Here is a 22,632-nt window from a genome sequence, read left to right as displayed (position 1 = left end):
GTGTATTCACATCCCTTTTTAGACAAGTCACTGTTATTATCCCGAATTTTTTCGAAAAGTCTATCGGATTTATGTATGAATTTTCGTACAATATAGAGGGGTATATTTTTTCGAGAGCGGATGGGCAGACATCAGGGAGGAATGAGTTTGGCATTCGTAGTAGCAACGTACCGTGTTGAAGCGGCACGGGATAGTTTAGAAAAAATAGCGGAAGGTATAGCCATTGGACTTACTGTAGGTAGTTGGACAGATTTGCCAGCTACCCAACAAGCGGAAGTGGCGAGTCGTTGTGGAAGCGTTGAAGAAATTCGTGTTTTGGAGGAAACATCTCAAGGGACTTTGGCGGAAATCAAGATTGGTTATCCGGAAGAAAATCTGACGGACAGCTTGGCATCATTGTTGGTTACTGTATTTGGAAAATTGTCGATGGATGGGAATGTGCGCCTGCAAGCGCTTGAAATTCCTGACAGTTATCGTCGGCGTTTTCCTGGACCTCAATTTGGTGCGGCAGGTATACGTCAATTGATTGGAGTCGAGCGGCGTCCGCTCATCATGAGTATTTTCAAGTCGTGTAATGGCCAGTCGTTATCAGAATTGGCCCATGCGTTTCGGGAACAGGCTTTGGGATGCGTAGATTACGTGAAAGATGATGAAATTTTCTTTGATGAATCGCTGGCGCCTTCTATAGAACGTGTGCGACGTTACGGGGAAATCGCCAGAGAAGTAGCGGAGATGACTGGACAGCGTACGCGCTATGCGGTTAACTTGACGGGGACATTACCAGAGCTATTCGAGAAGGCAGAACGTCTTGTAGAGGCCGGAGCGGATGCGCTTTTGCTCAATGTATTTGCTTATGGACTAGACGTGTTGGCTGCTCTTGCGCGTAATCCGAATATCAAGATTCCCATTTTTGCTCATCCTGCCGTTTCAGGTGCAATATACAGTTCTCCTCGCACAGGTATTGCGGCTCCTGTTTTGCTTGGCGACTTGTTGCGCCTGGCAGGAGCAGATGTGGTTTTGTATCCTTCTGCCTATGGCAGTGTCACACTGGATGCTGAGACCTGCCGTACTCTAGTAGAGCGTTTGCGCCAACCTTCTGACATTCATCGTTCCGTGTTGCCTGGGCCAGCCGCTGGTTTGCATCCTGGCATGGTGGCACAACTGTATCGTGATTTGCAAAATGAGTGCATCATGGCTGCTGGCGGGGGAATACAAGGGCACCCAGATGGCATTGCAGCAGGAGGGCGGGCATTTCGTCAGGCTATTGACGCTATGGAAGCGGGCGAACAACTGGAAGATGCAGCATTGCGTCACAGAGAATTGGCACGAGCGTTGCAACGATGGGGAGTGAAGGCATGATTTCTGAGATCTCGATTCTTTGCGATTTTGACGGTACACTTTCTCTGCGTGATATGGTGGCCACTATCGCGTTGGAGTTTGCCCCGCATACATCGCGTCCTTTGATAGAGGCTGTGCAAGCGAGAGAGATCTCTGTTCGGGAAGGTGTCAGCGAGATGTTTCGCAACATCCCGGCTTCCAAATATTCCGAAGTGGTTAAATTCTCCAGAGAGAGAACAGTCTTGCGTCCTGGTGCGTTTGCCATGGTGGATTACGCCATGCAGCAAGGTTGGAATTTCTCTGTTGTAAGCGGCGGGTTTGACTTTTTTGTACGTCCGGCGCTTTTGCCCGTGGCTTCTTTTATTCGCATTTATTGCAATCGATTGCGCGAGAAAAAAGGCATGCTAGAAGTCGTCTGGCCTTATGGTTGCGATGAATCGTGTGATGGTGGTTGTGGATTATGCAAGGTCTCATTACTGCGCCAGCATCAAAAAGAAGGCCGGAAAATCCTGTTGATTGGTGATGGCGTGACAGATGTGAAAGCGGCAAGATTGGCGGACTACGTTTTTGCCCGAAGTGTTCTGGCGGAGATTTTGAGAGAAGAAGGTGTGCCTTTTACCCCTTATGAGACGTTTCACGATATCATTCGTGCGTTAAGTGACAATGCTTCGGAGGTACATCAATATGTATCCATTCAATCAAGCTGTTGAATCTCTTTTGGAGATCGCTCACCGTTGCGCTCAAAAAGGTTGGCTCCCGGCAACCAGTGGCAATTTATCAGTCCGTTTGAACGGTCACCCGCTTTCTATGGCCATTACTCGTAGCGGATGTGACAAGGCGTGTTTAAAAACTGAGGATATTATTGTTGTGGATGAGAGAATGCAAGTTATGTCCGGTTATGCTGGCAAACCGTCTGCAGAAACGTCTGTACACGTTGGGCTCTATGAAAAATTCCCGGATATTGCTTGTATTCTGCATGTCCATACTATTTTTAATAATTTGCTGAGTGAAAGGTATTTTTCAATTTCCGAAGGTACAGGACATATTTCTTTCGCCCAGCATGAGCTCTTGAAGGCGCTTGGTCATTGGGAGGAAAAAGCCTCCATCAACATTCCTATCGTTCCAAATTATGCAAATCTTGAGCGGTTGGGACAAGCAGTCACAGAAGCTGCGTATCGCGATGTACCTGGGGTACTGGTGCACCGCCACGGAATATATGCTTATGGAGAATCTCCCGAGGCGGCGCTTCGTCATTTAGAAGCATTTGAGTTTTTGTTTGAATATCATTGGCGCCTCAATCAAGCAGCATCGTCATAAGAGCCAGATTTAAGCGAGTTGAATTCGATAGGTACGCAACCAATCATCCACTTCCATGAGATAGTGAAACATTTGTGGAATAGCCATAATCTGACCAAACCAGGGTCGATGTGGCATAGCCTGACGGCTTGCGGATACCCATTCGTCAACTGCCGTCATGGATAGCAGTGGGCGAAGAGGTGAGTCAGGTTCTGCTATACGTTCCAGAAAACGTGATCGAACCAATTCCACATAATCCGGGTGGGGAGTAGATGGATATGGGCTTTTTTTGCGGTGCAAAGCATCTTCTGGCAGATAGCCTTCCATGGCCTTACGCAGAATGCCTTTCACTTCGTCACCAGCCGTTTTTAGTTTCCAAGGAATGTTAAACACATACTCGACCAGACGGTGATCGCAGAAAGGTACGCGGACTTCAAGTCCACAGCCCATACTCATACGATCTTTGCGGTCAAGCAAGGTTGGCAGGAAACGGGTGATGGAGAGATAGGAGATTTCCCGAATCCGCGCCTCTTCAGAACTTTCACCAGGCAAGCGTGGGACTTCCGACAATGCTTCCTCATATCGACGTTGAACGTAAGCTTCGGGATTGAGCCAGGCTCGGGTCTCGTCGCTTAGCATGCCAACCCGGCGTGATAGTTGCAATGCCCAAGGGAATGTGTGGGCTTGCAGACTTTCAGCACGATGAAACCAGGGATAACCGCCAAACACTTCGTCTGCAGATTCGCCTGAAAGGGCTACGGTAAATTGCTCTTTTATTCGCTTGCAAAACAAGAAGAGGGAAGTATCAATGTCGGCCATCCCAGGAACATCGCGAGCTGGCAGAGTTTGATGGAGATTGGCAGCGAGATCGGGCGTATCAAAAACTTCTGGGTGATGGACGGTCCCAAGAAATTGCGATACTTTCAAAGCCCATGGAGCATCAAGACTTTTTTGAAATTCGTTAGCTTGGAAGTGTTTCTCCATCTCTGCAAACTCAATAGAGAAAGTGTGTAAAGGTTCTTTGCCATGCTTCTGAAAATATTGTGCGGCAATCGCTGTAACGACAGAAGAGTCGAGTCCGCCGGAAAGAAAAGTAGCTACAGGCACATCGGAGACGAGCTGCCGTTCTACCGTATCTACCAGTAAATCGTGAACGCGCCTGGCTGTGGTCTCTTCGTCTTCTTCATGCGTCCAACTGTTCAATTTCCAATACGCCTGTATATGCCATTCATTGTTGCGGATACGTGCCACGTGACCGGGACGCAACTCTTGAACGTTCTCAAAAATGCCATGTCCAGGTGTACGCGCTGGGCCGACAGCCAGAATTTCAGCTAGGCCTTCGGCGCCTATACGACGCGGGAATTCAGGGTGGGCCAGAATCGCTTTAAGCTCAGAACCAAACAGGACACCTTGGCCAAGTTGAGCAAAGAACAGCGGTTTGACTCCTAGCCGATCGCGACCTAAAAGCAATTCCTGGGATTGATTATCCCAAACGGCAAAGGCAAAAATGCCATTGAATTTCTCAGTGGCTGCTAATCCCCATTCTGCTATAGCGTGTAGAACCACTTCGGTATCCGAATACGACTCGAACGTATGGCCCTTAGCCAGTAACTCGTCGCGCAGTTCTGCAGTGTTATAGAGTTCGCCATTATAAACCAGCACCATTGTGCGTTCTCCAAAACGGCGTAGCATCGGTTGCGTTCCGCCTGCCGGATCGACCACAATCAGGCGACGGTGCGCCAATCCGCAGTGTGTGCTAAACCAGTCACCTCTGGTATCTGGTCCGCGCGAGGTAAGCGTTTCGCCCATGCCCACGACCCATTCGCGGTGCAACGAAACATCGCGAGTCCAATCTACCCATCCTGCTATTCCACACACATTTGTCCGCCTCCTATTTTGTTGTCTCAACAGTGGACGCTGCTCTATCACTCGTTCATCCACATACGTCTCAGCCTATGCGCCTAGGACAAAAAATGATACTGCATCAAAGTTTGTATCAAGGTGTTTGCTCAGTCATTTGTTGTAGTTCGGTCATCCATATTTGCAACCACTCATTCGCCTGAGCTAAACGGCGGGCGCTGCTGCGCTGTTCAATTCGCTGATAGATACGGCCATCAGCGAGTGGTGCAAACAATTCATGACTGGGTCCACCAAGATTGTCGTTGGTGTTGACTTCAAAAAGCCACAGGCTTCCGTCATATCCGAGTCCCCAATCTATGCCTACTTCCTCGAAGCTATAGACGCTATCAAGGAGAGTACAAATTTGTCTGCTGAAAGTTCTCAAGTTTTGTAAAATTTTCTGTTCTATCGGCGGATTTTCAAAGAGGGATTGCAGAAGTTGTGGGACTTCGTGCACTTCGCCCCCGCTTGCAGCAATGTTGGATACTATACTTTCGTGTCCGCCTACTCGTGCAGCCATGGCGGCATACATCCAAGTGCCACTTTTGTGTCTCTGCATCAGTACGCGAATATCAAACATGCGATTATTCCAAGTTACAACAGGAGCAGCCTGCTGTATAATGGATGCCAATGGAAGCCGCTTACGCACTGTCCACCAGGATCCAAACGCTGTGGCACGCCAGACGGTGGGTTGACCTAGGGTGCGGATACAGTAGAGTTGATTGGGAAAATGGTCAACTCGTGTAATAGATTGTCCGCCCCAGGTGTTTACAGGCTTGATGTAAAAAGACTCGTAACGTTGACAAAAGTAAAAAAAATGTTCTTTTGTAAACTGTTTGCTTTCTGGCAGCATGGGAACCATGGGTGGGTACTGTTTGAGGAGGTTATACATACTCCATTTATCTAAAAATTTTCGTGTTTCATCAAAACGGATATCATCTGTTTGCTCAAGAGGGGTGTCCATACCGATCGCCTCGCCTGCAACAAAATGGTCTGTTGCAGTGTATGCGACATACGAACCGCTAGCGCATCGGTGATTTGAAAAAGAATGAGAAATAGGATGCACTTGAAAATGGGGGGTTAAGCCATGCTGGTCAATGTAACAGAACTTTTAGTTCGACATGCCATGAGTGAAATGGAATGGCGGCGGCGTCTGCCTTGTGATTGCGAGCAGTGCCGTGATGATGTTATGGCTTTAGCGCTTAACCAATTGTCACCACGTTATGTTTCGACCGATCGCGGTGAAGCCTATGTCAAAGCACAGTACATGAATTCACAGTTGCAAATGGATATTGTTCGAGAATTGGCGGTTTCACTTCAACGTGTAGCCAATAATCCTCGCCATACGGGGTCATGAAAATAAATCCAGATAAGGAATGTGTGGAACGTTCTCCTGAAGCCTGGATGCGTCTCGCACTTTCTTTGGCTGAGGAAGCGGCTAGTCTTGGCGAGGTCCCGATTGGCGCCCTACTGGTATATAATGGACAACTGGTTGCTGCTGCGTACAATTTGCGAGAGACTTGGCGGGATCCAACTGCACATGCGGAAATGTTGGCTTTGCGTCAAGCTTCCTTGCGACTCGGTGGTTGGCGACTTTCAGCATCTACTCTTTATGTCACCCTGGAGCCTTGTGCGATGTGTGCGGGTGCTATTTTGCAGGCTCGAGTTGGACAGGTCTACTATGGTGCACAAGATACAAAAGCTGGCGCATTAGAGTCTGTTTGCCAGTTGTACCAAGTGAAAGGCTGGAACCATTACCCTCAAGTTACAGGTGGCATTCTTGCTGAAGAATGTGGTATATTACTGAAAGACTTCTTTGCACAAGTCCGTTCTCGTCAGAAGACGCGGAGAGATGTCTGAGTGGTCGAAAGAGCTCGCCTCGAAAGCGAGTAGGCCTGCAAGGGTCTCGTGGGTTCGAATCCCACTCTCTCCGCCATAAACTTCAACAAGCAAGAATACGCGCTTTCTCACCAAAGGCTGAACTGGGTCCCGCGCGGCGGAAACTTTCGAACCGTGTCAGGTCCTGACGGAAGCAGCACTAAGAAAGACCTTTCGGGTGACGCGGGGTCACCTGGTTTGGCTTTTGGTGAGAGTGCGCGTTTTGCCATCCACTCCAAAAAATCCCCATATTCAAACAGATTTAATTTTGAAAAATAGAAAAAACACGTTTTCTTTCAGTTTCTTCTTCGTATTCTTTCCTGCGTAAATCCATCAACTTTTGGATGGTCAAAAAACCTTCAATCTGGTGATCTTCTTTGTTGATGACTTTTACCCAATCACAGTGAGATATAAGCATTTGTTGCATAGCCACCTTGGCTGTATCGTTATTACGTACGTACGGCGCATCGTTTATGATTTCAAGTACCTTTTGCTGAGGGGTTATTGATGCGCGATACAATATTTCACAGGCAAGCACTATTCCAACTGGATGTCCGTCATCATCTAATACGGTGAACCAAGTTTTCGTATCGTAATGGCTAAGGAGATTCATTGTAATTGTCGTGAGATACGCATCTCCATGAATGGTATTATTTGGTATATAACAAATTTCCTTACAATCGTGCATCTCAAGCGGATCAGTTTTATATTCCCGGGTCAAATGCAGTCCACGACGCACGATTTTTTCCGTCAAGATGGAACGCGGAAGAATCCACGAGGAAAAGCCTGTGGAAATGCTTGAAGTTACCAGAAGCGGTAACAAGGCTCCTAAGTTATGGGTCAATTCCAGCGGGAAAATGATACTAGTGAAAGGTGTGCGTGTGACACCAGAAAAAGTGGCAGACATACCAAGCAAAACCCATACTCCTGGATGTTGAGCATGAAAAACATAGCCTGCAACCCCGCCTAAGCTTCCTCCAATGATGAGGATAGGAGCTAGGATTCCGCCAGAAGTTCCAGAGCCAAGAGAAATGACCCAAATTATTGTCTTTACAATCAGAAGTCCAATGAGTGTATAAAGAGTTAATTTCATATTCAGCATTGCTGAAATACTGTCATAACCTACGCCTAAGGAGCGAGGTGAAATCCACCCACCTAGTCCTATAAATACCGCACCAATCGCAGGCCACCACATCCAGTGTATAGGGAGTTTGCGAAAAAAATCTTCTACACCATAGATAGCTCGCGTTAAGAGAATAGCCAATAAACTTCCCATTAGACCAATGACAAATGACACGGCTAGTAAATTCCAACTCGTATGATGGAGAATAGGCATGGCAAAGAGAGGACCTGGTCCTAGGATAAGCATACGTATAGCGTCAGCAACAGAACTTGCAATTGCAATGGGAACCAAGCTGCGAGGTTTAAATTCAAATACCAAGAGCTCAATGGCAAAGAGAACAGATGACACGGGAGCAGCAAATGTAGCAGACATGCCCCCAGCAGCTCCAGCTACCAAAAGAATGCGTCTCTCTACGGGAGATAATTTGAACAATTGACTAAACAAAGAACCGAAGGAACCTCCAGTCATGATAATAGGTCCTTCTGCTCCGAAAGGTCCGCCTGTTCCGATGGAGATCGCTGCAGAAATAGGTTTCCAAAAGGCAACTCTCGGAGATATTTTACTTTCGTTGATAATCATGGCTTCGATAGCTTCAGGAATTCCGTGTCCACGAATTTTTTCTGAACCATAACGGGCGATGATTCCAATGACAAGTGCGCCAAGTATGGGAGGAACGATTATCCAAGCATGTAATGAGTTATGAGTAGGAGTAGCATAAGCGAAGGAGAATCGATGAAAAAAAGATAAATTTGTAAAAAAGTAAATCATTTTCAGTAAAACAACAGCAATCCATGCACATATGGCACCAATGATGAGAGCGGCGATAGATAAACGGATGATTTGTGTATTGGTAGTAAAATCACCTGTTTGCTTCGTTTTAAAAAACATTTGTTGTTTCTCCCTTCAAGTCATTCGAGATTCATGGGGAGCTTCCACAAAACTTAAGACCGTATATTTTATATCGCTATACGATATAAAATGCAAGATTGAATGACGGAGTTGGTTATATGAATAGGGAGCCTACAAAAGAGGATTATCAAGAACTAGCAGAATTTCGTTATCGTTTGAGAAAATTTTTACATTTTAGTGAAACGGCTGCTCTGCAAGTTGGTATTACACCAAGCCAACATCAATTACTGCTCGCCATTGCAGGTTATCCGCATCGAAATTGGATGACTCCAACAGAAATTGCTGAGAGGCTTTTAGTTCGTCATCATAGTGCGTTAGGACTGATACAGAGATGTGAAAAAATAGGTTTGGTCAGACGGTTTTCGCATCCAACAGACAAGCGAAGTATAGGCATTGAGTTAACGAAAAAGGGACAAGACATTCTTTGTCAATTAACGCTGTTACATCAAGCTGAATTGAAGAAACTCGGTATTACACATCGTTATTTAGATTTAGATGAATTCGGGGATTCTTGAGTAGCCCATGACGGTTTGGGTATAACTTGCGATTTAAGTTTTTCTGGAGATTGAAACTTTCTTCTTGGGAAGGTACAGGACAAATACCGCCACATTCCATATGCCAACTGACATATTCTTCACTATGTCAAAAATGAAAGGGTGAAGTCAGCATGTATGGAGTATTTGGTGGATACACCCGCTGGGCTGTCGTATTTCTAATTATTTTTGTTCTCTTCTTCCTGCTCGTACCTGTATATACCACAACCTGCACAACAACACCTGTATATTGAGAATGAAAATGGGATCGGCAAAACAGTCTCTCTGGGCAGGGATGTTGTCGATCCATTTTCCATGAGTCTGTTAGGTATTCGTTTTTACTTTATTCATACGGAGGTGAGAAAGCATGTGCAATCGCAGTGATTGTGCAAACAATATAGGTAAATGGGTACGTTTTCAGACGCCATGGGGCTCTCATCGTGGCATTATAACAGCAGTGAATCAGAATGCTGTTTTAGTGAGAGTACCTAGGCAATATGCTCCAATTGGATTGGCAAATTGCACCCAGCCGACGGAGGGTGACGATGCCAAGAAACTCGATATCGCACTCGCTCAATGGGGATATGGAGCTGGTTATGGGCCTGGATATGGCTACGGCCCTGGTTGGGGACGTCCAGGTTATGGAGTATGGTATGGCGGCTGGTGGTGGTGGTGGCTCGCCTTCGCCTGGATTTTCCTATTGGCGTTTTTATGGTAGACGAGTCAGAAAAACACAGAATGAATATATTTGAAAATTCTACAGCTAGCAAAAGGGCGAAGGCGCCCTTTTTTTATGCCTATCCATCAAGGGAACTGTCGGAATCTGTCGCAATTCAACTATTTTTGTCCTATGGGAGGATTTCATAGGAATCGTGGCAAAATACGCTGTGTGCAAGAATTCCTACAAGATGGATGGGGGCTTATTGGTGAGCCGAACTGAGGTAAAGCAACAGGCGTCAGTTCCACAGGTTTGTCCGTCTCTAGAGTTGCTCAACGCTGCTGTCATTTTTCTTTCTACCTCTGAGGAAGTACGCTTTTACAACGTTGCAGCCTGCAAATTGTTCGATCACGCTGAACTCTTGGCTCCTCCAGTTCCACTCAGGGAATGTTTGACTTCCCAATCGGATGAATATCAGATGTTAGCGCATTGCGTTCGAGAGCAGCGCATATTGCGCGATACCATAGTCACTTGGGAGCGAAATGGTCAACTTCTCTATCTACTGCTTGATAGTTTCCCTTTCCTGTCGGAAAGTGGAGATTACCTAGGATTATTTATAACCATGAAAGATTTGGGTGATTTTGGCGTACTCGATCAACATTTACAAAGGGCGGAGAAACTAGCCACAATAGGAAAAGTAGCTGCTGGTATTGCCCATGAGATACGCAATCCATTGACTACTGTAAAAGGATTTTTGCAAATTCTTGAAAGCCGGCAAGAGGCAAGTGGGCGGGAAGATGAGCATAGTCTTACCGAAATGATGCTCTCTGAAATTCAAAAGGTTGATGAACTGGTTCAAGAGTTGTTGCTCTTGGCACGTCCACATCATTTGGATATGGAATTTTTCTGCATGAGCGATTTGATAGAAGAACTGCGTGGTCATGTGGTTTCAGAGGCCGACAGAATGGGGATTGAATCTCATTTCGAAATAGAAGATAAACTGTTTCTGCAAGCGGATCGACAAATGATTTTGCGTCTGCTTCACCATCTCATAAAAAATGCTTTGGAAGCTATGGATGCTGGCGGAAAATTGACAGTATTGGTTAAAAATCAATCGCCATGGTGTGAAATGTATATTTCAGATACAGGGCCGGGCATTCCTTATTACCAGATCGACAAAATTTTTGATGCTTTTTATACCACGAAAGAGAAAGGGACAGGACTCGGTTTGCCTATTTGTCAACGTATAGTGGCCGATCACGGTGGAGATATTCGCGTCTCCTCCAAAGGTTTCGGATCCACGTTCTGCGTACGTTTACCACTCGCCAAAGAGGAAATCATACCATCTGCCTAATTGTTCTGTTTCTCCTGCTGTGATACCTTTATCACGAAGGAGGGGAGGTTGTGGATTATCAAACGCTTTATCGTGCCTGGCGGCCTCAGCAGTTTGCTGATATGGTTGGGCAGTCGCATGTCCGCACCACTCTCCGCAACGCTCTGCTGCAAGACAAGGTGGCGCATGCGTATTTGTTCTGCGGTCCGCGTGGCACTGGCAAGACAAGTACAGCAAAGATTCTAGCCAAGGCGGTTAACTGTCTTCATTCAATAGAAGGTGAGCCTTGTAATGCTTGTCAAGCCTGCTTGTCGATTGCAGAGGGAGTAGCAGTCGATGTTGAAGAGATTGATGCAGCCTCCAATCGCGGTGTTGATGAAATCCGCTCCTTACGAGACAAAGTGCACTATGCACCTGCATATTTGAAGCGCAAGGTCTACATTGTCGATGAGGTGCACATGTTGACCATGGAAGCGTTCAACGCTTTGCTTAAAACGTTGGAAGAACCACCTTCCTATGTATTGTTTATCCTGGCTACAACCGAACCTCATAAGATACCAGCCACAATTGTCTCTCGTTGCCAAAGGTTTGATTTCCGGCGGATTGAACCGGCTGATATGGTAGGCCGCTTGCGAGCTGCAGTAGATGCCGAGCGATGGCAGGCAGCAGATGAGGCGCTCTGGCAAATCGCCGAAGCGGCAGATGGTGGTATGAGAGATGCGCTAGGTCTCCTGGAGCAAGCTGCAGCTTATGGTGAAGGCCAGATTACCTTGGATGTACTGTCATTTGTCATGGGCGGTTTACGGCCACAGGACAAGCTGAGCTTGCTTGAATCGCTGGTGCAGGGAGATTTGCTTGCAGTTTTGCAAAAACTGTCTAATTTCTATCAAACGGGTAAAGATGCAGGGCGGATAGCTGCTGAGATGCTGGCCATGTTTCGAGATGTGCTGGTTGTGCGGCTGTCTCCAGCGGATCGTCCACTTTTGCATTCTTTCAAAGACTATAAAGAAATAGCGAGGCGGCTTTCTAGCGAATGGTTGCTTTTGGCTATGTCCAAGATGAATGATACAATGATGGCCTTACGTCATGCGGAACAACCACGTTTAATGTTGGAAACAGCTTTGCTCTCGCTGAGTCAAGTCTCGTCTCCTGGCGATTCCACAACAATGGCAGTGATGGAGGCACAGCCAACGGTGTCGCGGTTACCCGCGGCAACGCGTGTTGCGGATGCGGGTATTGAAAAACGACAAATGACACCGCTTGTCCGTTCACCAGATGAAAAATCTTCGGCAAGCGAATCATCTGCTCAGAAAGAATTGGCAACACCTTCTCCCTCTGGGCAGAATCGCCAACTTCGCGCACCAGCCGCCATGCAAGGGCGAAAACGTGAAGTGCTACTCTCTCTATTTGAGAGACAAGACGGTACTGCCTTGCAGGCCATTTGTGACCGATGGCAAGACATTCTTCAAAGTGTTCGGCAACAGCGAATTCAAGCACACGCATGGCTCATGAATGGACAACCTGTGCTGGCCACCGAGAAAGAAATGGTGATTGCTTTTGGCAGTAAAATTCACCGCGACGCCGTTATGAAACCTGATGAGCGAAATGCTATTGAATGGGCAGTGGAACACACAATCGGCGAAGCCAGAAGTTTGTTGGCGATTCTACAAAGCGACTGGGAAGAGTTTCTTGCTGAACAGGATGGCAACGCGGTGGCGCCAGAAAGTTGGCTGGAAGTGGTGGAATCGCTGTTTGGCAAAGATAAGATTGAGTATGTCACAGATGAACTTTAAGAGAGGGATTACACATGAAAAATATGAATCAATTGATGAAACAAGCTAAAAAGATGCAGGAAGACTTATTGAAGGCTCAGGAAGCTTTGGCAGAACGAAAAATAACTGGGACTGCCGGCGGGGGAGCCGTTTCTGTAGTGATGAATGGCCACAAGCATGTGGAGTCGGTTATGATTTCACCCGAAGTGGTTACACCAGATGATGTGGAGATGCTCCAAGATTTGATTCTGGTTGCTTTGCAAGATGCGGAACAAAAGGTGAATGAGCTGACGGAATCAGAAATGGGCAAGTATACTCGTGGCATGAACTTGCCAGGGTTGTTCTAATGTGGGGTTATCCAGAACCCATTGAACGGCTGATGGAACAATTTATGAGGCTTCCCGGAATTGGGCCCAAAACAGCCGCTCGATTGGCTTTTCATTGTATGAGCATGTCCAAAGAAACTGTTGCAGAATTTTCCAAAGCTTTGCTGGATATCAAAGAACGCTTGGTAGAATGCCAAATCTGCTGTAATATTACGGAATTTTCCCCTTGTCCTGTCTGTCGTGATGAGCGACGAGACCGGAGCGTACTTTGTGTAGTCCAAGATGCCAAAGATGTGGTAGCTATGGAACGTACGCATGAATTTCATGGACTTTATCATGTTTTGCAAGGGGCCATCTCACCCATGGATGGTATCGGTCCCAATGATTTACGGATTCGTGAATTGTTGACGCGATTGGCTGGTACTGACGATTCGGTCGAAGAAGTGATTCTGGCTACCAATCCAACCGTGGAAGGTGAAGCCACAGCCATGTATCTTTCTAAATTATTGCGTCCTTTTGAACTCAAAGTTACACGAATTGCACGTGGTTTGCCGGTTGGCGGCGATTTGGAATATGCGGATGAAGTGACTCTGGCTAAAGCTCTGGAGGGTCGCCGCAGCCTGTAAATTTTCTTATATACGGTTGTAAAACTATCATTTTTTCTACAAGAGTCATAAAACGCCTCCTGCCTGTCTATATTCTAGTATTCAGGTCACGGGAGGTTTTCTTTATGCGTACCCCGACTGCCGCAAAGCCGAAACGTCTCTCTGCGCGATCGCGGTTTAATCCCAAGCGGGATGGAGCAGACGCTTTTGGAGGTGCCGCTGATCCACTTTTTCAAGAAATCGTTCGTTCGCATCGAGCCTGGTTGGAAGCTCAGAGCCAATTTAATGAAGTGAGCGATCCGGAACTTATCGATCATATGGTCTTTCGGTTAGATGCCGCTGAACAGCATTTTCGTTATTTGTTGCACCAGGCGAGACAGCGCCAGTTAGTCGTAGAAGGTGTGTGTTTTGAATGGTTTGAACTGGATGATGGAGTGTAAAGAGGTGATATGATGTCTATACATTGGTTGCTCTACGGCGGAGGTATTCTCCTGGCTCTCATCATTCTCGCTCAATTTTTTCGTAAACCGCTGGATGGGCTGCTGACCCTTCTCAAGATTGCTGTTTTTGGTTGTGTATCTATTTTTGTAATCAATTGGCTAGGAAGCTATGTGCATTTTCATCTCCCATTTAATCCAGCTACTGCTTTGACAGCAGGCATTCTCGGTTTTCCTGGTCTTGCAGCGCTCATTACCTTAAAACTTTGGATTTTTCCGGGTTGAAAATTTAGAACGCCATACAGATTCATTCATCGAGCAGAAGCGTGTTCTGGGTACATTCGGCGGGCTATGATGGCCAATCGCCGACCGATACCTGGTAACGCTTCTAATTCTTTCTCTCGCACGATTCCCAATTTTAGAAGTAGGTAAATATAGACCCAACCTCCGGCTCCCACTGCCAGCAGTAGTTCAACGGCGCTGGTAATGCGTACAGAGCGAATCATCAAATCATGTAAAAACCAATGGGTGACAGCGCGTGTTATCCATAGAACGGCTGCTGTAGGCAATGTGGGCAATAAAAATCGAATACTGTAGCGAAATAAAGAAAATTTTACTTGTCCGTACTTTTTCACAGCCAGTACATTGAGTGTGGAAGAGAATATGTAGCCAATGGTGGTGGCAATGGCGGCACCCATAACACTGTGAAAGGTAGGTATGAGTAATATGTTGAACATAATTTTTACAAATACGCCTAAAAACATATTGCGTACCGGACGATAGAAGTTTCCGAGTCCTTGAAGGATATAGGTAGAAATTAATTCAAGACTTGAGAAAATAGCCATAAAAGAAACGGCTGAAATAATGGGTGCTCCGTCGAAATCACCAGAAAGCGTAGCAGATAAAGGTCTAGCTAATACAAGCAGGACAGCCGCTGCTGGAAAGGTCATGAGAAACATGCCGCGTACAGTTGAACTGACGGTACGCTGTAAGGCGCTCTGATCTTTTTTGGCCTTCGCACTAGAGACAGCTGGCAGAATCGAAACGCCTATGGCATAAGCGAATGTAAGTGGCAATTGAATCAAATAGAGTGCTTGTCGAGTCAAAATGCCGTATTGAGCTGCGGCTTCACGAAAACTATCGTGTGCAGCTATAAGAAGATTTTGTACTGTAAAACTATCCGCAAGATTAGAAATAGGCACCACTAATCCACCCAGAGAGATGGGCAATGCTACTTTATACAAGGTACGCAACGCTTGCCAGTCCGATTGATTGGAAAAAGAAGCGAGTGGTTTGTATTCTCTGCGAATAGGTCGGACAGCCAACGCCAGTAGTAAGGCGCCAGCCGCAGCTCCCACGGTTGCGCCAAAGGTGGCAGACGCACTGCCGAAAACATAGGATTCGTGGCGCACGCGCATGAGATAGTAAGTAGCAGTTACCATCCAAAGAACGCGAAAGATTTGTTCCACCGTTTGTGAGTAAGCGGGCATCTCCAATTGCTGGAATCCTTGCAAATAACCACGGTAGCCACTCATGAAAGGAATAAATAAAAGTGCAAAGGCAAGCGCGCGAAACGAAGGCACCATGTATCGCGCCGCTTCTCCCGAATCCTGCACAGCGGTTAGTCCTGACAGTGCAGGAGCGAGAAACCACATTAACAGAAAGGCAATGATGCCTAAAGGGATAATCGTGCGCATGGCGACTCTGTAATATTGTTCCGCTTCACCATAGCGTTTGATGGCCAAACGTTCAGAAATCAGTTTGCTCATGGCTAGCGGGAAGCCGGCCAAAGCCAACTGTTGGAAAATGGTGAACATGGCGTAGGCATTGTTGTACAAGCCTAAACCCACATTGCCAAGCAGATAGGTGAGTGGAATGATATAGATGATGCCAAGAAATTTGGCAATCCCAACACAGATGACGTATATGGACGCGCCACGCGCGACATTTGTTGCTTTCGTTGGATCCACCTCCGCATTCCACTCCGCATTATAACAGAGAGTTCCGCAGCCTAGAATGCTCTATTTTGAACCTCCTGAGAAGCTCTGTCATAACGTATAGAGAACGGAGTGGCAGCCGCTTGCGCCAGCCGCCAATTTTTTGCCCCCTTCTACGTATAGGATTTCGCGTTAAGAGACAAACTAGAAATAGAAAATACATCTGCTATCTTGCTGGAAAGGCGGTGCAGACATGCGAAACCATTGGCCGTCCGAAACAGAATGCATTATTTGCGGGATGACTAGGAGTGCTGGCATTCGTATATGCGGTGAATTCATCTGTATAGATTGCGAACAGGCCATTGTACATACGGAAGTGGGCGATCCTCGCTATTCACTCTATGTAGAGTGCATGAAGAGAATATGGCTTTCAGCCCTCTCTTGAAAACTCCGATATCCAGTTGAGGTGTTGCCCGTCATTCGTTATGATGAGCGTACAATGTTGGAGTAAAGGGCGGGATCGACATCATCACCTTGGACGAGACACCCATTTTGCGTCAATTGTTGGGTGCAGCGCAGGCTGAACGCTTGTCCATGCATGTGCCCGGCCACCACAGTGGGCGAGACATGCCTGCCTTGTTAGGACAATGGTTGCAATCTGCGTTGCGTATTGATTTGACGGAGCTTCCCGGTCTCGACAATTTGCATGATGCAACGGGGAGTATTTTAGCCTCTCAGAAACTGGCTGCCAGCCATTACGGTTCGCAAGGTTGCTACTATTCTGTCAACGGTTCAACAGCTTGTGTCATGGCGGCTATCTTTGCCTCTGTCGATGAACGACATCGCGACGTCGTTGTCGCTGGGCCATTCCATTGGAGTGTTTGGCGCGGAGCGCAATTGGCACGAGCCAAGCTGTGGCGACTGGCTCCCGTTTGGGATGAAAATCGCCTGGAAATGCTAGTTCCACCTCCTGAAGCAATCGCCAACTGGTTAGCTGATCAGGCACAATCTCACTCATGGGCAGCGATTGTGGTCACCTCGCCAACGTATACGGGACGAGTGGCAGATATAGACGCTTATGCTCGTTTGGCGCACGAATACAACTGCCCGTTGATTGTTGATGAAGCGCACGGCGCTCATTTAGGGCTTGTCACTGATCTACCTCCACACAGTGTGCAACAAGGAGCGGATATTGTTATTCACAGTGCCCACAAGACGCTTCCAGCGCTCACACAAACCGCCTGGGTCCATCATCAGGGTTCTCTATTGTCGGCAGAGCGTCTGAAGTCAGCGCTTTCTTTTTTGCAAACCACCAGTCCCTCATATCTGCTTTTAGCTTCTCTGGACGTCGCGCAAGCTTGGTTGCGTTGTGAAGCTGCAGGAGATGTCTTGCAGCTACAGCAACATTTATCCATGCTTGATAGATGGCGCAATGTTTCAGATGCCGATCCGCTCCGTATCTGGATTCCAACCGGATCGACCAAACGAGCCCAGTTATTGACGGAGGCCTTGGAAAAGGAAAATATTTTTGCGGAATATGTCAATGTAGCAGGCGGCTTGCTCATTCCGCCCTATCATCTCAGTCAACGCGACACAGTTCGCTTAGAGGCATTACTTGTACGTTGGCAGCTTGAATCAGGGGACCTGGACCCTAAACTCTTGGCGATTCTCCAGGCAGTTGCTGAGTGTACGCCGCAAAAGTGTCTGGATACAGCCGATCATTTTCCGCCTCAGGAGACCTGCGTTGTTTGGCAAAGTGGTCATAGCGCAGTGGGCAGAATATCAGCTGCTTGTGTCATTCCTTATCCGCCCGGTATGCCAATTCTTCTGCCTGGCGACGAGATACGTCGTGAACATGTGGAATTGGTTGCCTATTTAGAAGCTTCTGGTGCCATCCCGGTGGGCTGTAAACCAGGATGTCAATTTCCGGTGCTGTCTTGAGATCAGATGAGTGGGGGCAATGTTCTATGTTTGTTACTTTTGAAGGATTGGATGGAGCCGGAAAAAGTACGCAAATTAATCGACTTGTGCAAAAGTTAAAAGAACAGGGCATGAAAGTTTTGGTTACTCGGGAACCGGGTGGAACTTTGGGTGGACAACAAATTCGTGAGTGGCTGCTCAACCCTGATGCAGATTGGACACCTATTGCAGAAGCCTATTTATATGCGGCTTCGCGTGCGCAATTGGTGGAAACTGTGATTCGTCCCGCGCTCCAGAAGGGTGAGATTGTCATTTGTGATCGTTATGTAGATGCTTCTATTGCTTATCAAGGAGCTGGACTTGGTTTAGGAGAACGTCGGGTGGCTGTGTTAAACGAGTTGGCTGTGCAGGATGTACGGCCTGATTTAACTTTTCTCTTTGATTTACCTGTGACGGATTCCCGACACCGGATTGTCCAAGGAAGAGAAGGACAGCAATTGGATAGGATAGAAAAGCGTACAACTGAATATTTTGAGCGTGTACGCCGCTCCTTTTTGGCGATTGCTGCTGCTGAACCGCATCGAGTGGTGATATTGGATGCCAGGCAAAATCGCGAGACGCTGGAGCAGGAAATCTGGTTGACCATCGAGAAATATCTCACATAGGAAAGGTGGGTCAAGCAACAATGAAAATGATGATTGCGATTGTCCAGGATAAGGATAGTCCAAGGCTCGCCCACAATTTGGTTAAAGCTGGAGTGCGTGCCACTAAGCTGGCTTCCACAGGTGGTTTTTTGCATGCAGGCAATACTACATTTATTATTGGTGCGGAAAATGAAAAAGTGGAAGACGTTAAAGAAATTATTCGAAATAGTTGCCGTTCTCGAGAACAGGTTGTTACTCCTATGTCTCCCATGGGAAGTCAGTTGGAATCGTACATTCCTTACCCAGTTTCCGTGCAAGTGGGCGGCGCTACGTTGTTTATTCTAGATATTGAGGAATTTGCACAATTTTAATTTGCCGAGATAGGAATTGCCAAGCTTATCTACGATTTTGATAGAGGAGGGCCAGCGATGGTAGAAGACTCGCTGAGTCCATTTTTTCTTTCTTGGACCCAAAAATATCCTGCACTTGCTGGGTTAGAGCGAGCCTGGATGCAGCAACAACTTCCCCATGCTTTGCTTCTGACGGGTCCACGAGAAACTACTGAACAGTTTGCCAGCCAGTTTGCCAAGTTTTTGCTTTGTCAGGATGAATCGCGCCCTTGTGGCAGCTGTTCTTCTTGCCGCCAATTTGCTGCTCATATCCATCCTGACGTTTTTACTTTTGACAACTCGGAAATTCCGATAAAGACAGCTCGTTTGGAAGAGTTACAGGTATGGATGAGCCGACGTGCGCATTATGGGCAAAAAAAAATTTATATTCTTCCTGGATTGGACAAGTTGTCTTTAGTGGCCGCCAATCGTCTTTTGAAATGTTTGGAAGAGCCAGAGTCGGAAATACTGGCCATACTCTTGGCAGAATCTTTGGGTGGGGTGTTGCCTACTCTGCGTTCACGTAGTTTTGCTTATGAAATGCAGTCAGGTCGTTCTTTTCCTTGGGAGGATGCGGTGGTTCACCAATCCCTGCTTGCTTTGGAAGGAGAAGAATCTTCGATTGCAGGTAGTTTCGAGCAGGTGCTACAATGGATTGAAGCGTGGATGGCAACACCAGAATCACCGCTTTTATTAGCCCAACAGTGGCTGAAAATATTTTCGAGTGTTCAATTGGCCAATGGTCTACAGCTCTTGTTAGCTGTATTTCGAGATATGATACACATTTCTTTAGGAGACAGCCAAAATTTGCGTTTCCCTGTTTTGCTTGAGCGGCACTCACTGGAGCGCTGGCCCGTGCAGATTTGGACTCAAGCGGCTGATGTGGTGCAGGAAACACTTCGCAGGCACGCTGCGCATGTGATGCCGCAGTTGAATGTGGAGAGAATGTGCATTTGTTTGCGAGGGGTGAGGATTGGTGTATAGCATTGTTGGCGTCCGCTTTAAGGCCGCCGGTAAAATTTATTATTTCGATCCCGGTGAAGCTGTCATTGAGCAGGGCGCCAGTGTCATTGTGGAAACTGCTCGCGGTGTAGAATTCGGTCAAGTGGTTGTAGGTCGCAGGGAAGTAGGAGAAGAAGACGTAGTGCTTCCCCTGAAACCAGTCTTAAGAGTCGCCACAGAAGAAGATTGTCAGATGGTTTCTTATAATATGGAAAAAGCGCGCGAAGCCATGCGGATTTTTCGTGAAAAAGTCGACCACCACGGTCTGGAGATGAAGTTGGTTGATGCGGAATATACTTTCGATCGCAATAAATTGATTTTTTATTTTACAGCCGAAGGCCGTGTTGATTTTCGTCAGTTAGTGAAAGACTTGGCAAGTGTTTTTAAAGTTCGTATCGAGTTGCGTCAAATTGGTGTTCGAGATGAGGCTAAGATGCTTGGCGGCATTGGACCCTGCGGACGCTTGCTCTGTTGCAGCACTTGGATGGGCGAGTTTGATCCGGTCTCCATTCGTATGGCCAAAGACCAAAGTCTCTCCCTCAACCCATCAAAAATTTCCGGCTTGTGCGGACGTTTAATGTGTTGCCTTAAATTTGAGAACGATTCGTATCAGGATGAAAGCATTATTGTCTAGCCGCTCGTTTGCTGATACAAGTCAGCCAAGCGTTGAAAAAGTTAGCCGCTTTTACCGATAGGAGAAGGTTATGGATAAAGCGTCTCTGTTTGTTCAGGTTGCCAATATGGAAGAGCGCTTGGGAGAACTGTACATGGAGTTAGGTTCTCTTAAGGAGAAAATCCTGCAATTAATAGAGGAAAATCAGCGCTTGCAGCAAGAGAACAGTCGCTTACTGCAACAGTTGCAAGAGGACGAACCCATGGGGGATTCGCAATCGCATCATAACTTGTTGCGTATTTATGAAGAGGGATTCCACGTCTGTCATGTCAACTACGGAAGCTTGCGCACAGATGGAGAATGCTTATTCTGCCTGTCCTTTCTTGGGAAACACTAGACGGTTCTATTTTGGACCGTCTTTTGATACGATTTTGCAATTCTAAGGCGTATTTTCTCCAGTTAGAATGATTCCATTTTTGGCTTGATGGTTGCAGGAGGTGGCATGCTCTTTTGGTCAAGATGAAAAGTTTCGGCGATACAGGGCCGAAACTTTATCTATGTAGCACGCCCATTGGCAATCTGGATGATGTGACGCCGCGCCTTCTTGAAACACTGGCAAGTGCAGAACTGCTGGCTGCTGAAGATACTCGGCAGACTCGTAAACTGCTATCACGCTATCAAATCCATGCGAAGCGACTGATTTCTTTTCACGAGCATAATTCGAATCATCGTCTTCCCATATTAGTCTCTGCTTGGGAAAACGGTGATTCAGTTGCGCTTGTCACAGATGCTGGAACTCCCTGTGTGTCCGATCCCGGTCAGTCCGCTGTGAGGGCGGCTATTCAGATGGGAGTACCCGTTATTCCGATACCAGGTGCCAGTGCGGTCTTATCGGCGTTGGTGGTCAGTGGTTTGACTTCGGAGCGTTTTGCTTTTCATGGTTTTTTGTCACGTGACAAAAAAAATGCTCGTAGAGAGTTGGCAGCTTATCAGCATTATCAGGGTTCTTTGGTGATTTATGAGGCCCCGCATCGACTGCAAACGACTTTGCAGTTGGTGAAAGAAATGTTTCCCAATTGCCCCATGGCTGTTTGCAAGGAATTGACGAAACAGCATGAAACGGTTTGGCGGGGATCGGTGGAAGAAATAGAGTCTGAGATCAGTAGTGAGGAAATACGTGGAGAGTTTGTTCTTGTACTGGATTTGGCAGAATATGCTCTCTCTTCTACGGTAATGGATACGGAAAAGGAATCGTTGGATAAGCAGATGGCTGAGGAATCGCCTTTGGAGTATGCCCTGGATGAGGTTAACGTTGCTATGGCAGAAGGGCAATCTATGCGTGATGCTGTCCGTGAAGTGGCTAAGCGGTTGGCGGTGTCACGTAGTCAACTGTATCAGCTTGCATTGAAGCAACTTTCGCAGGGAGACTCGTGATAAAAAGCTGCTCTTACTCTTTGTTTGTTCAAAAAGAGTAAAAGCAGCTTGTCTAAGCGAATTGTAAGAGTTAGCTGTAAGTCCTTAAGCCTGCATTTCAGAAATGCATGATGGGCAGATATTTTTACCTTTGAAATGAACAATTTCATCTGCCTGTCCGCAGAATATGCAAGCTGGTTCGTATTTCTTCAGAATAATTCGGTCGCCATCTACATAAATTTCGAGAGCGTCCTTTTCGCCAATACCTAGTGTACGGCGAAGTTCAATGGGAATTACTACGCGTCCTAGTTCATCCACCTTACGAACAATACCTGTCGATTTCACCAGTATCATCCCCTGACTTAAGATTTAGTTTTGCTAACGGATCCTGTTTTTTATTTATTCTCTGGATAAAAAGGAAGAGAATGAATATGACGAATTCAAAATCTCTACACTTTCGCCAGAATTGTCTCTACTATACCTGATATCAAAATTTTTGCAAGACCTTACAGTTGTTGCAAAAGATTTTGTCGAATCTTGTCAGATCTCTGTTCACATATTAGACAAAATGTGACACGGATCACAACTCGATCCAAAAAATAGATAT

Annotated in this window: 26 protein-coding genes, 1 tRNA gene and 1 other RNA gene; 23 read left to right on the top strand and 5 right to left on the bottom strand. The window is 46.7% G+C overall.

Annotated features, from left to right (window positions below):
- The first annotated feature begins 141 nt into the window (after positions 1–141).
- The 3 genes from BUA75_RS05925 to mtnB are packed head-to-tail and all read left to right on the top strand — an operon-like array spanning position 142 to position 2,655.
- The gene (locus BUA75_RS05925) at positions 142–1,359 is read left to right on the top strand and encodes a 2,3-diketo-5-methylthiopentyl-1-phosphate enolase (protein WP_072873678.1); all 1,218 of its coding nucleotides are present in this window, start codon (positions 142–144) and stop codon (positions 1,357–1,359) included.
- Positions 1,356–2,048, top strand: coding sequence for an MtnX-like HAD-IB family phosphatase (locus BUA75_RS05920; RefSeq protein WP_072873677.1), 693 nt, complete (start codon positions 1,356–1,358; stop codon positions 2,046–2,048). Before BUA75_RS05925 ends, BUA75_RS05920 begins: the two co-directional genes overlap by 4 nt.
- A complete protein-coding gene (gene mtnB, locus BUA75_RS05915; protein WP_072873675.1) occupies positions 2,023–2,655 on the top strand; it encodes a methylthioribulose 1-phosphate dehydratase in 633 nt (210 codons plus the stop codon). The genes BUA75_RS05920 and mtnB overlap by 26 nt, the downstream gene beginning before the upstream one ends.
- A 9-nt stretch (positions 2,656–2,664) precedes the next feature.
- On the opposite strand, the gene asnB is transcribed toward mtnB, so the two are convergent.
- Positions 2,665–4,512, bottom strand: coding sequence for an asparagine synthase (glutamine-hydrolyzing) (gene asnB, locus BUA75_RS05910; protein WP_072873674.1), 1,848 nt, complete (start codon positions 4,510–4,512; stop codon positions 2,665–2,667).
- Between the two features lie 118 nt (positions 4,513–4,630).
- Positions 4,631–5,497: a YheC/YheD family protein gene (locus tag BUA75_RS05905; RefSeq protein WP_072873672.1), complete on the bottom strand. Its 867-nt coding sequence runs from the start codon at positions 5,495–5,497 to the stop codon at positions 4,631–4,633.
- Positions 5,498–5,620: 123 nt separating this feature from the next.
- Between BUA75_RS05905 and BUA75_RS05900 the strand changes: the two genes are divergently transcribed.
- From BUA75_RS05900 to ffs, 4 genes are all read left to right on the top strand, one after another.
- A complete protein-coding gene (locus BUA75_RS05900; RefSeq protein ID WP_072873671.1) occupies positions 5,621–5,890 on the top strand; it encodes a late competence development ComFB family protein in 270 nt (89 codons plus the stop codon).
- Positions 5,887–6,393 (top strand): tRNA adenosine(34) deaminase TadA, encoded by a 507-nt coding sequence (tadA, locus tag BUA75_RS05895; RefSeq protein ID WP_072873669.1) that lies wholly within the window; start codon positions 5,887–5,889, stop codon positions 6,391–6,393. The genes BUA75_RS05900 and tadA overlap by 4 nt, the downstream gene beginning before the upstream one ends.
- A tRNA-Ser gene (locus tag BUA75_RS05890) sits at positions 6,380–6,469 on the top strand. Before tadA ends, BUA75_RS05890 begins: the two co-directional genes overlap by 14 nt.
- 44 nt (positions 6,470–6,513) lie before the next feature.
- Positions 6,514–6,613, top strand: an RNA gene (gene ffs, locus BUA75_RS05885) — signal recognition particle sRNA small type.
- A 60-nt stretch (positions 6,614–6,673) separates the two neighbouring features.
- Here ffs and BUA75_RS05880 read toward each other — a convergent pair.
- Positions 6,674–8,422, bottom strand: a complete 1,749-nt coding sequence (locus tag BUA75_RS05880; protein ID WP_072873667.1) for a chloride channel protein — start codon at positions 8,420–8,422, stop codon at positions 6,674–6,676.
- 119 nt (positions 8,423–8,541) lie between these two features.
- Here BUA75_RS05880 and BUA75_RS05875 point away from each other — a divergent pair, with 119 nt between their 5' ends.
- From BUA75_RS05875 to BUA75_RS05840, 8 genes are all read left to right on the top strand, one after another.
- The gene (locus BUA75_RS05875; RefSeq protein ID WP_072873665.1) at positions 8,542–8,958 is read left to right on the top strand and encodes a MarR family winged helix-turn-helix transcriptional regulator; all 417 of its coding nucleotides are present in this window, start codon (positions 8,542–8,544) and stop codon (positions 8,956–8,958) included.
- A gap of 385 nt (positions 8,959–9,343) precedes the next feature.
- Entirely contained in the window at positions 9,344–9,694 is a 351-nt protein-coding gene (locus tag BUA75_RS15595) for a hypothetical protein (RefSeq protein WP_072873664.1), read from the top strand.
- Positions 9,695–9,902: 208 nt separating this feature from the next.
- Complete coding sequence (locus tag BUA75_RS05865) at positions 9,903–10,988, top strand: two-component system sensor histidine kinase NtrB (RefSeq protein ID WP_072873727.1); 1,086 nt, start codon at positions 9,903–9,905, stop codon at positions 10,986–10,988.
- A 50-nt stretch (positions 10,989–11,038) separates the two neighbouring features.
- Positions 11,039–12,760: a DNA polymerase III subunit gamma/tau gene (gene dnaX, locus BUA75_RS05860; protein WP_072873662.1), complete on the top strand. Its 1,722-nt coding sequence runs from the start codon at positions 11,039–11,041 to the stop codon at positions 12,758–12,760.
- A 14-nt stretch (positions 12,761–12,774) separates the two neighbouring features.
- Positions 12,775–13,086, top strand: coding sequence for a YbaB/EbfC family nucleoid-associated protein (locus tag BUA75_RS05855; protein ID WP_072873661.1), 312 nt, complete (start codon positions 12,775–12,777; stop codon positions 13,084–13,086).
- Complete coding sequence (gene recR / locus BUA75_RS05850; RefSeq protein ID WP_072873659.1) at positions 13,086–13,691, top strand: recombination mediator RecR; 606 nt, start codon at positions 13,086–13,088, stop codon at positions 13,689–13,691. Before BUA75_RS05855 ends, recR begins: the two co-directional genes overlap by 1 nt.
- Before the next feature lie 104 nt (positions 13,692–13,795).
- The gene (locus tag BUA75_RS05845; protein ID WP_072873658.1) at positions 13,796–14,110 is read left to right on the top strand and encodes a DUF2508 family protein; all 315 of its coding nucleotides are present in this window, start codon (positions 13,796–13,798) and stop codon (positions 14,108–14,110) included.
- A gap of 12 nt (positions 14,111–14,122) precedes the next feature.
- Entirely contained in the window at positions 14,123–14,392 is a 270-nt protein-coding gene (locus BUA75_RS05840; RefSeq protein WP_165611955.1) for a pro-sigmaK processing inhibitor BofA family protein, read from the top strand.
- Between the two features lie 26 nt (positions 14,393–14,418).
- Here BUA75_RS05840 and BUA75_RS05835 read toward each other — a convergent pair whose 3' ends face one another.
- Positions 14,419–16,077, bottom strand: a complete 1,659-nt coding sequence (locus BUA75_RS05835; RefSeq protein WP_072873656.1) for a putative polysaccharide biosynthesis protein — start codon at positions 16,075–16,077, stop codon at positions 14,419–14,421.
- Between the two features lie 220 nt (positions 16,078–16,297).
- Here BUA75_RS05835 and BUA75_RS05830 point away from each other — a divergent pair, with 220 nt between their 5' ends.
- The 8 genes from BUA75_RS05830 (at position 16,298) to rsmI (ending at position 22,046) form a co-directional block, all read left to right on the top strand.
- Complete coding sequence (locus BUA75_RS05830; protein ID WP_072873654.1) at positions 16,298–16,489, top strand: sigma factor G inhibitor Gin; 192 nt, start codon at positions 16,298–16,300, stop codon at positions 16,487–16,489.
- Between the two features lie 107 nt (positions 16,490–16,596).
- A complete protein-coding gene (locus BUA75_RS05825) occupies positions 16,597–17,985 on the top strand; it encodes an aminotransferase class I/II-fold pyridoxal phosphate-dependent enzyme (RefSeq protein WP_165611954.1) in 1,389 nt (462 codons plus the stop codon).
- Positions 17,986–18,011: 26 nt separating this feature from the next.
- A complete protein-coding gene (tmk, locus tag BUA75_RS05820) occupies positions 18,012–18,629 on the top strand; it encodes a dTMP kinase (protein WP_072873651.1) in 618 nt (205 codons plus the stop codon).
- Between the two features lie 20 nt (positions 18,630–18,649).
- Positions 18,650–18,979, top strand: coding sequence for a cyclic di-AMP receptor DarA (darA, locus tag BUA75_RS05815; protein WP_072873649.1), 330 nt, complete (start codon positions 18,650–18,652; stop codon positions 18,977–18,979).
- A 57-nt stretch (positions 18,980–19,036) separates the two neighbouring features.
- Positions 19,037–19,981 carry a DNA polymerase III delta subunit-related protein gene (locus BUA75_RS05810; RefSeq protein ID WP_072873647.1) on the top strand — a complete coding sequence of 315 codons (945 nt, stop codon included), beginning with the start codon at positions 19,037–19,039 and terminating at the stop codon, positions 19,979–19,981.
- Positions 19,974–20,633: a PSP1 domain-containing protein gene (locus BUA75_RS05805; RefSeq protein ID WP_072873645.1), complete on the top strand. Its 660-nt coding sequence runs from the start codon at positions 19,974–19,976 to the stop codon at positions 20,631–20,633. The genes BUA75_RS05810 and BUA75_RS05805 overlap by 8 nt, the downstream gene beginning before the upstream one ends.
- Before the next feature lie 70 nt (positions 20,634–20,703).
- Entirely contained in the window at positions 20,704–21,009 is a 306-nt protein-coding gene (locus tag BUA75_RS05800) for an initiation-control protein YabA (protein ID WP_072873643.1), read from the top strand.
- 122 nt (positions 21,010–21,131) lie between these two features.
- Positions 21,132–22,046 carry a 16S rRNA (cytidine(1402)-2'-O)-methyltransferase gene (rsmI, locus tag BUA75_RS05795; protein ID WP_072873726.1) on the top strand — a complete coding sequence of 305 codons (915 nt, stop codon included), beginning with the start codon at positions 21,132–21,134 and terminating at the stop codon, positions 22,044–22,046.
- A gap of 84 nt (positions 22,047–22,130) precedes the next feature.
- Here rsmI and BUA75_RS05790 read toward each other — a convergent pair whose 3' ends face one another.
- Positions 22,131–22,373, bottom strand: coding sequence for an AbrB/MazE/SpoVT family DNA-binding domain-containing protein (locus tag BUA75_RS05790; protein ID WP_072873725.1), 243 nt, complete (start codon positions 22,371–22,373; stop codon positions 22,131–22,133).
- Between the last annotated feature and the right edge of the window lie 259 nt (positions 22,374–22,632).

It is taken from the genome of Alicyclobacillus tolerans (assembly GCF_900142255.1).
In the GTDB taxonomy this organism is placed as follows: Bacteria; Bacillota; Bacilli; order Alicyclobacillales; family Alicyclobacillaceae; genus Alicyclobacillus_I; species Alicyclobacillus_I tolerans.
This window is presented reverse-complemented; position numbering and strand designations above follow the sequence as displayed.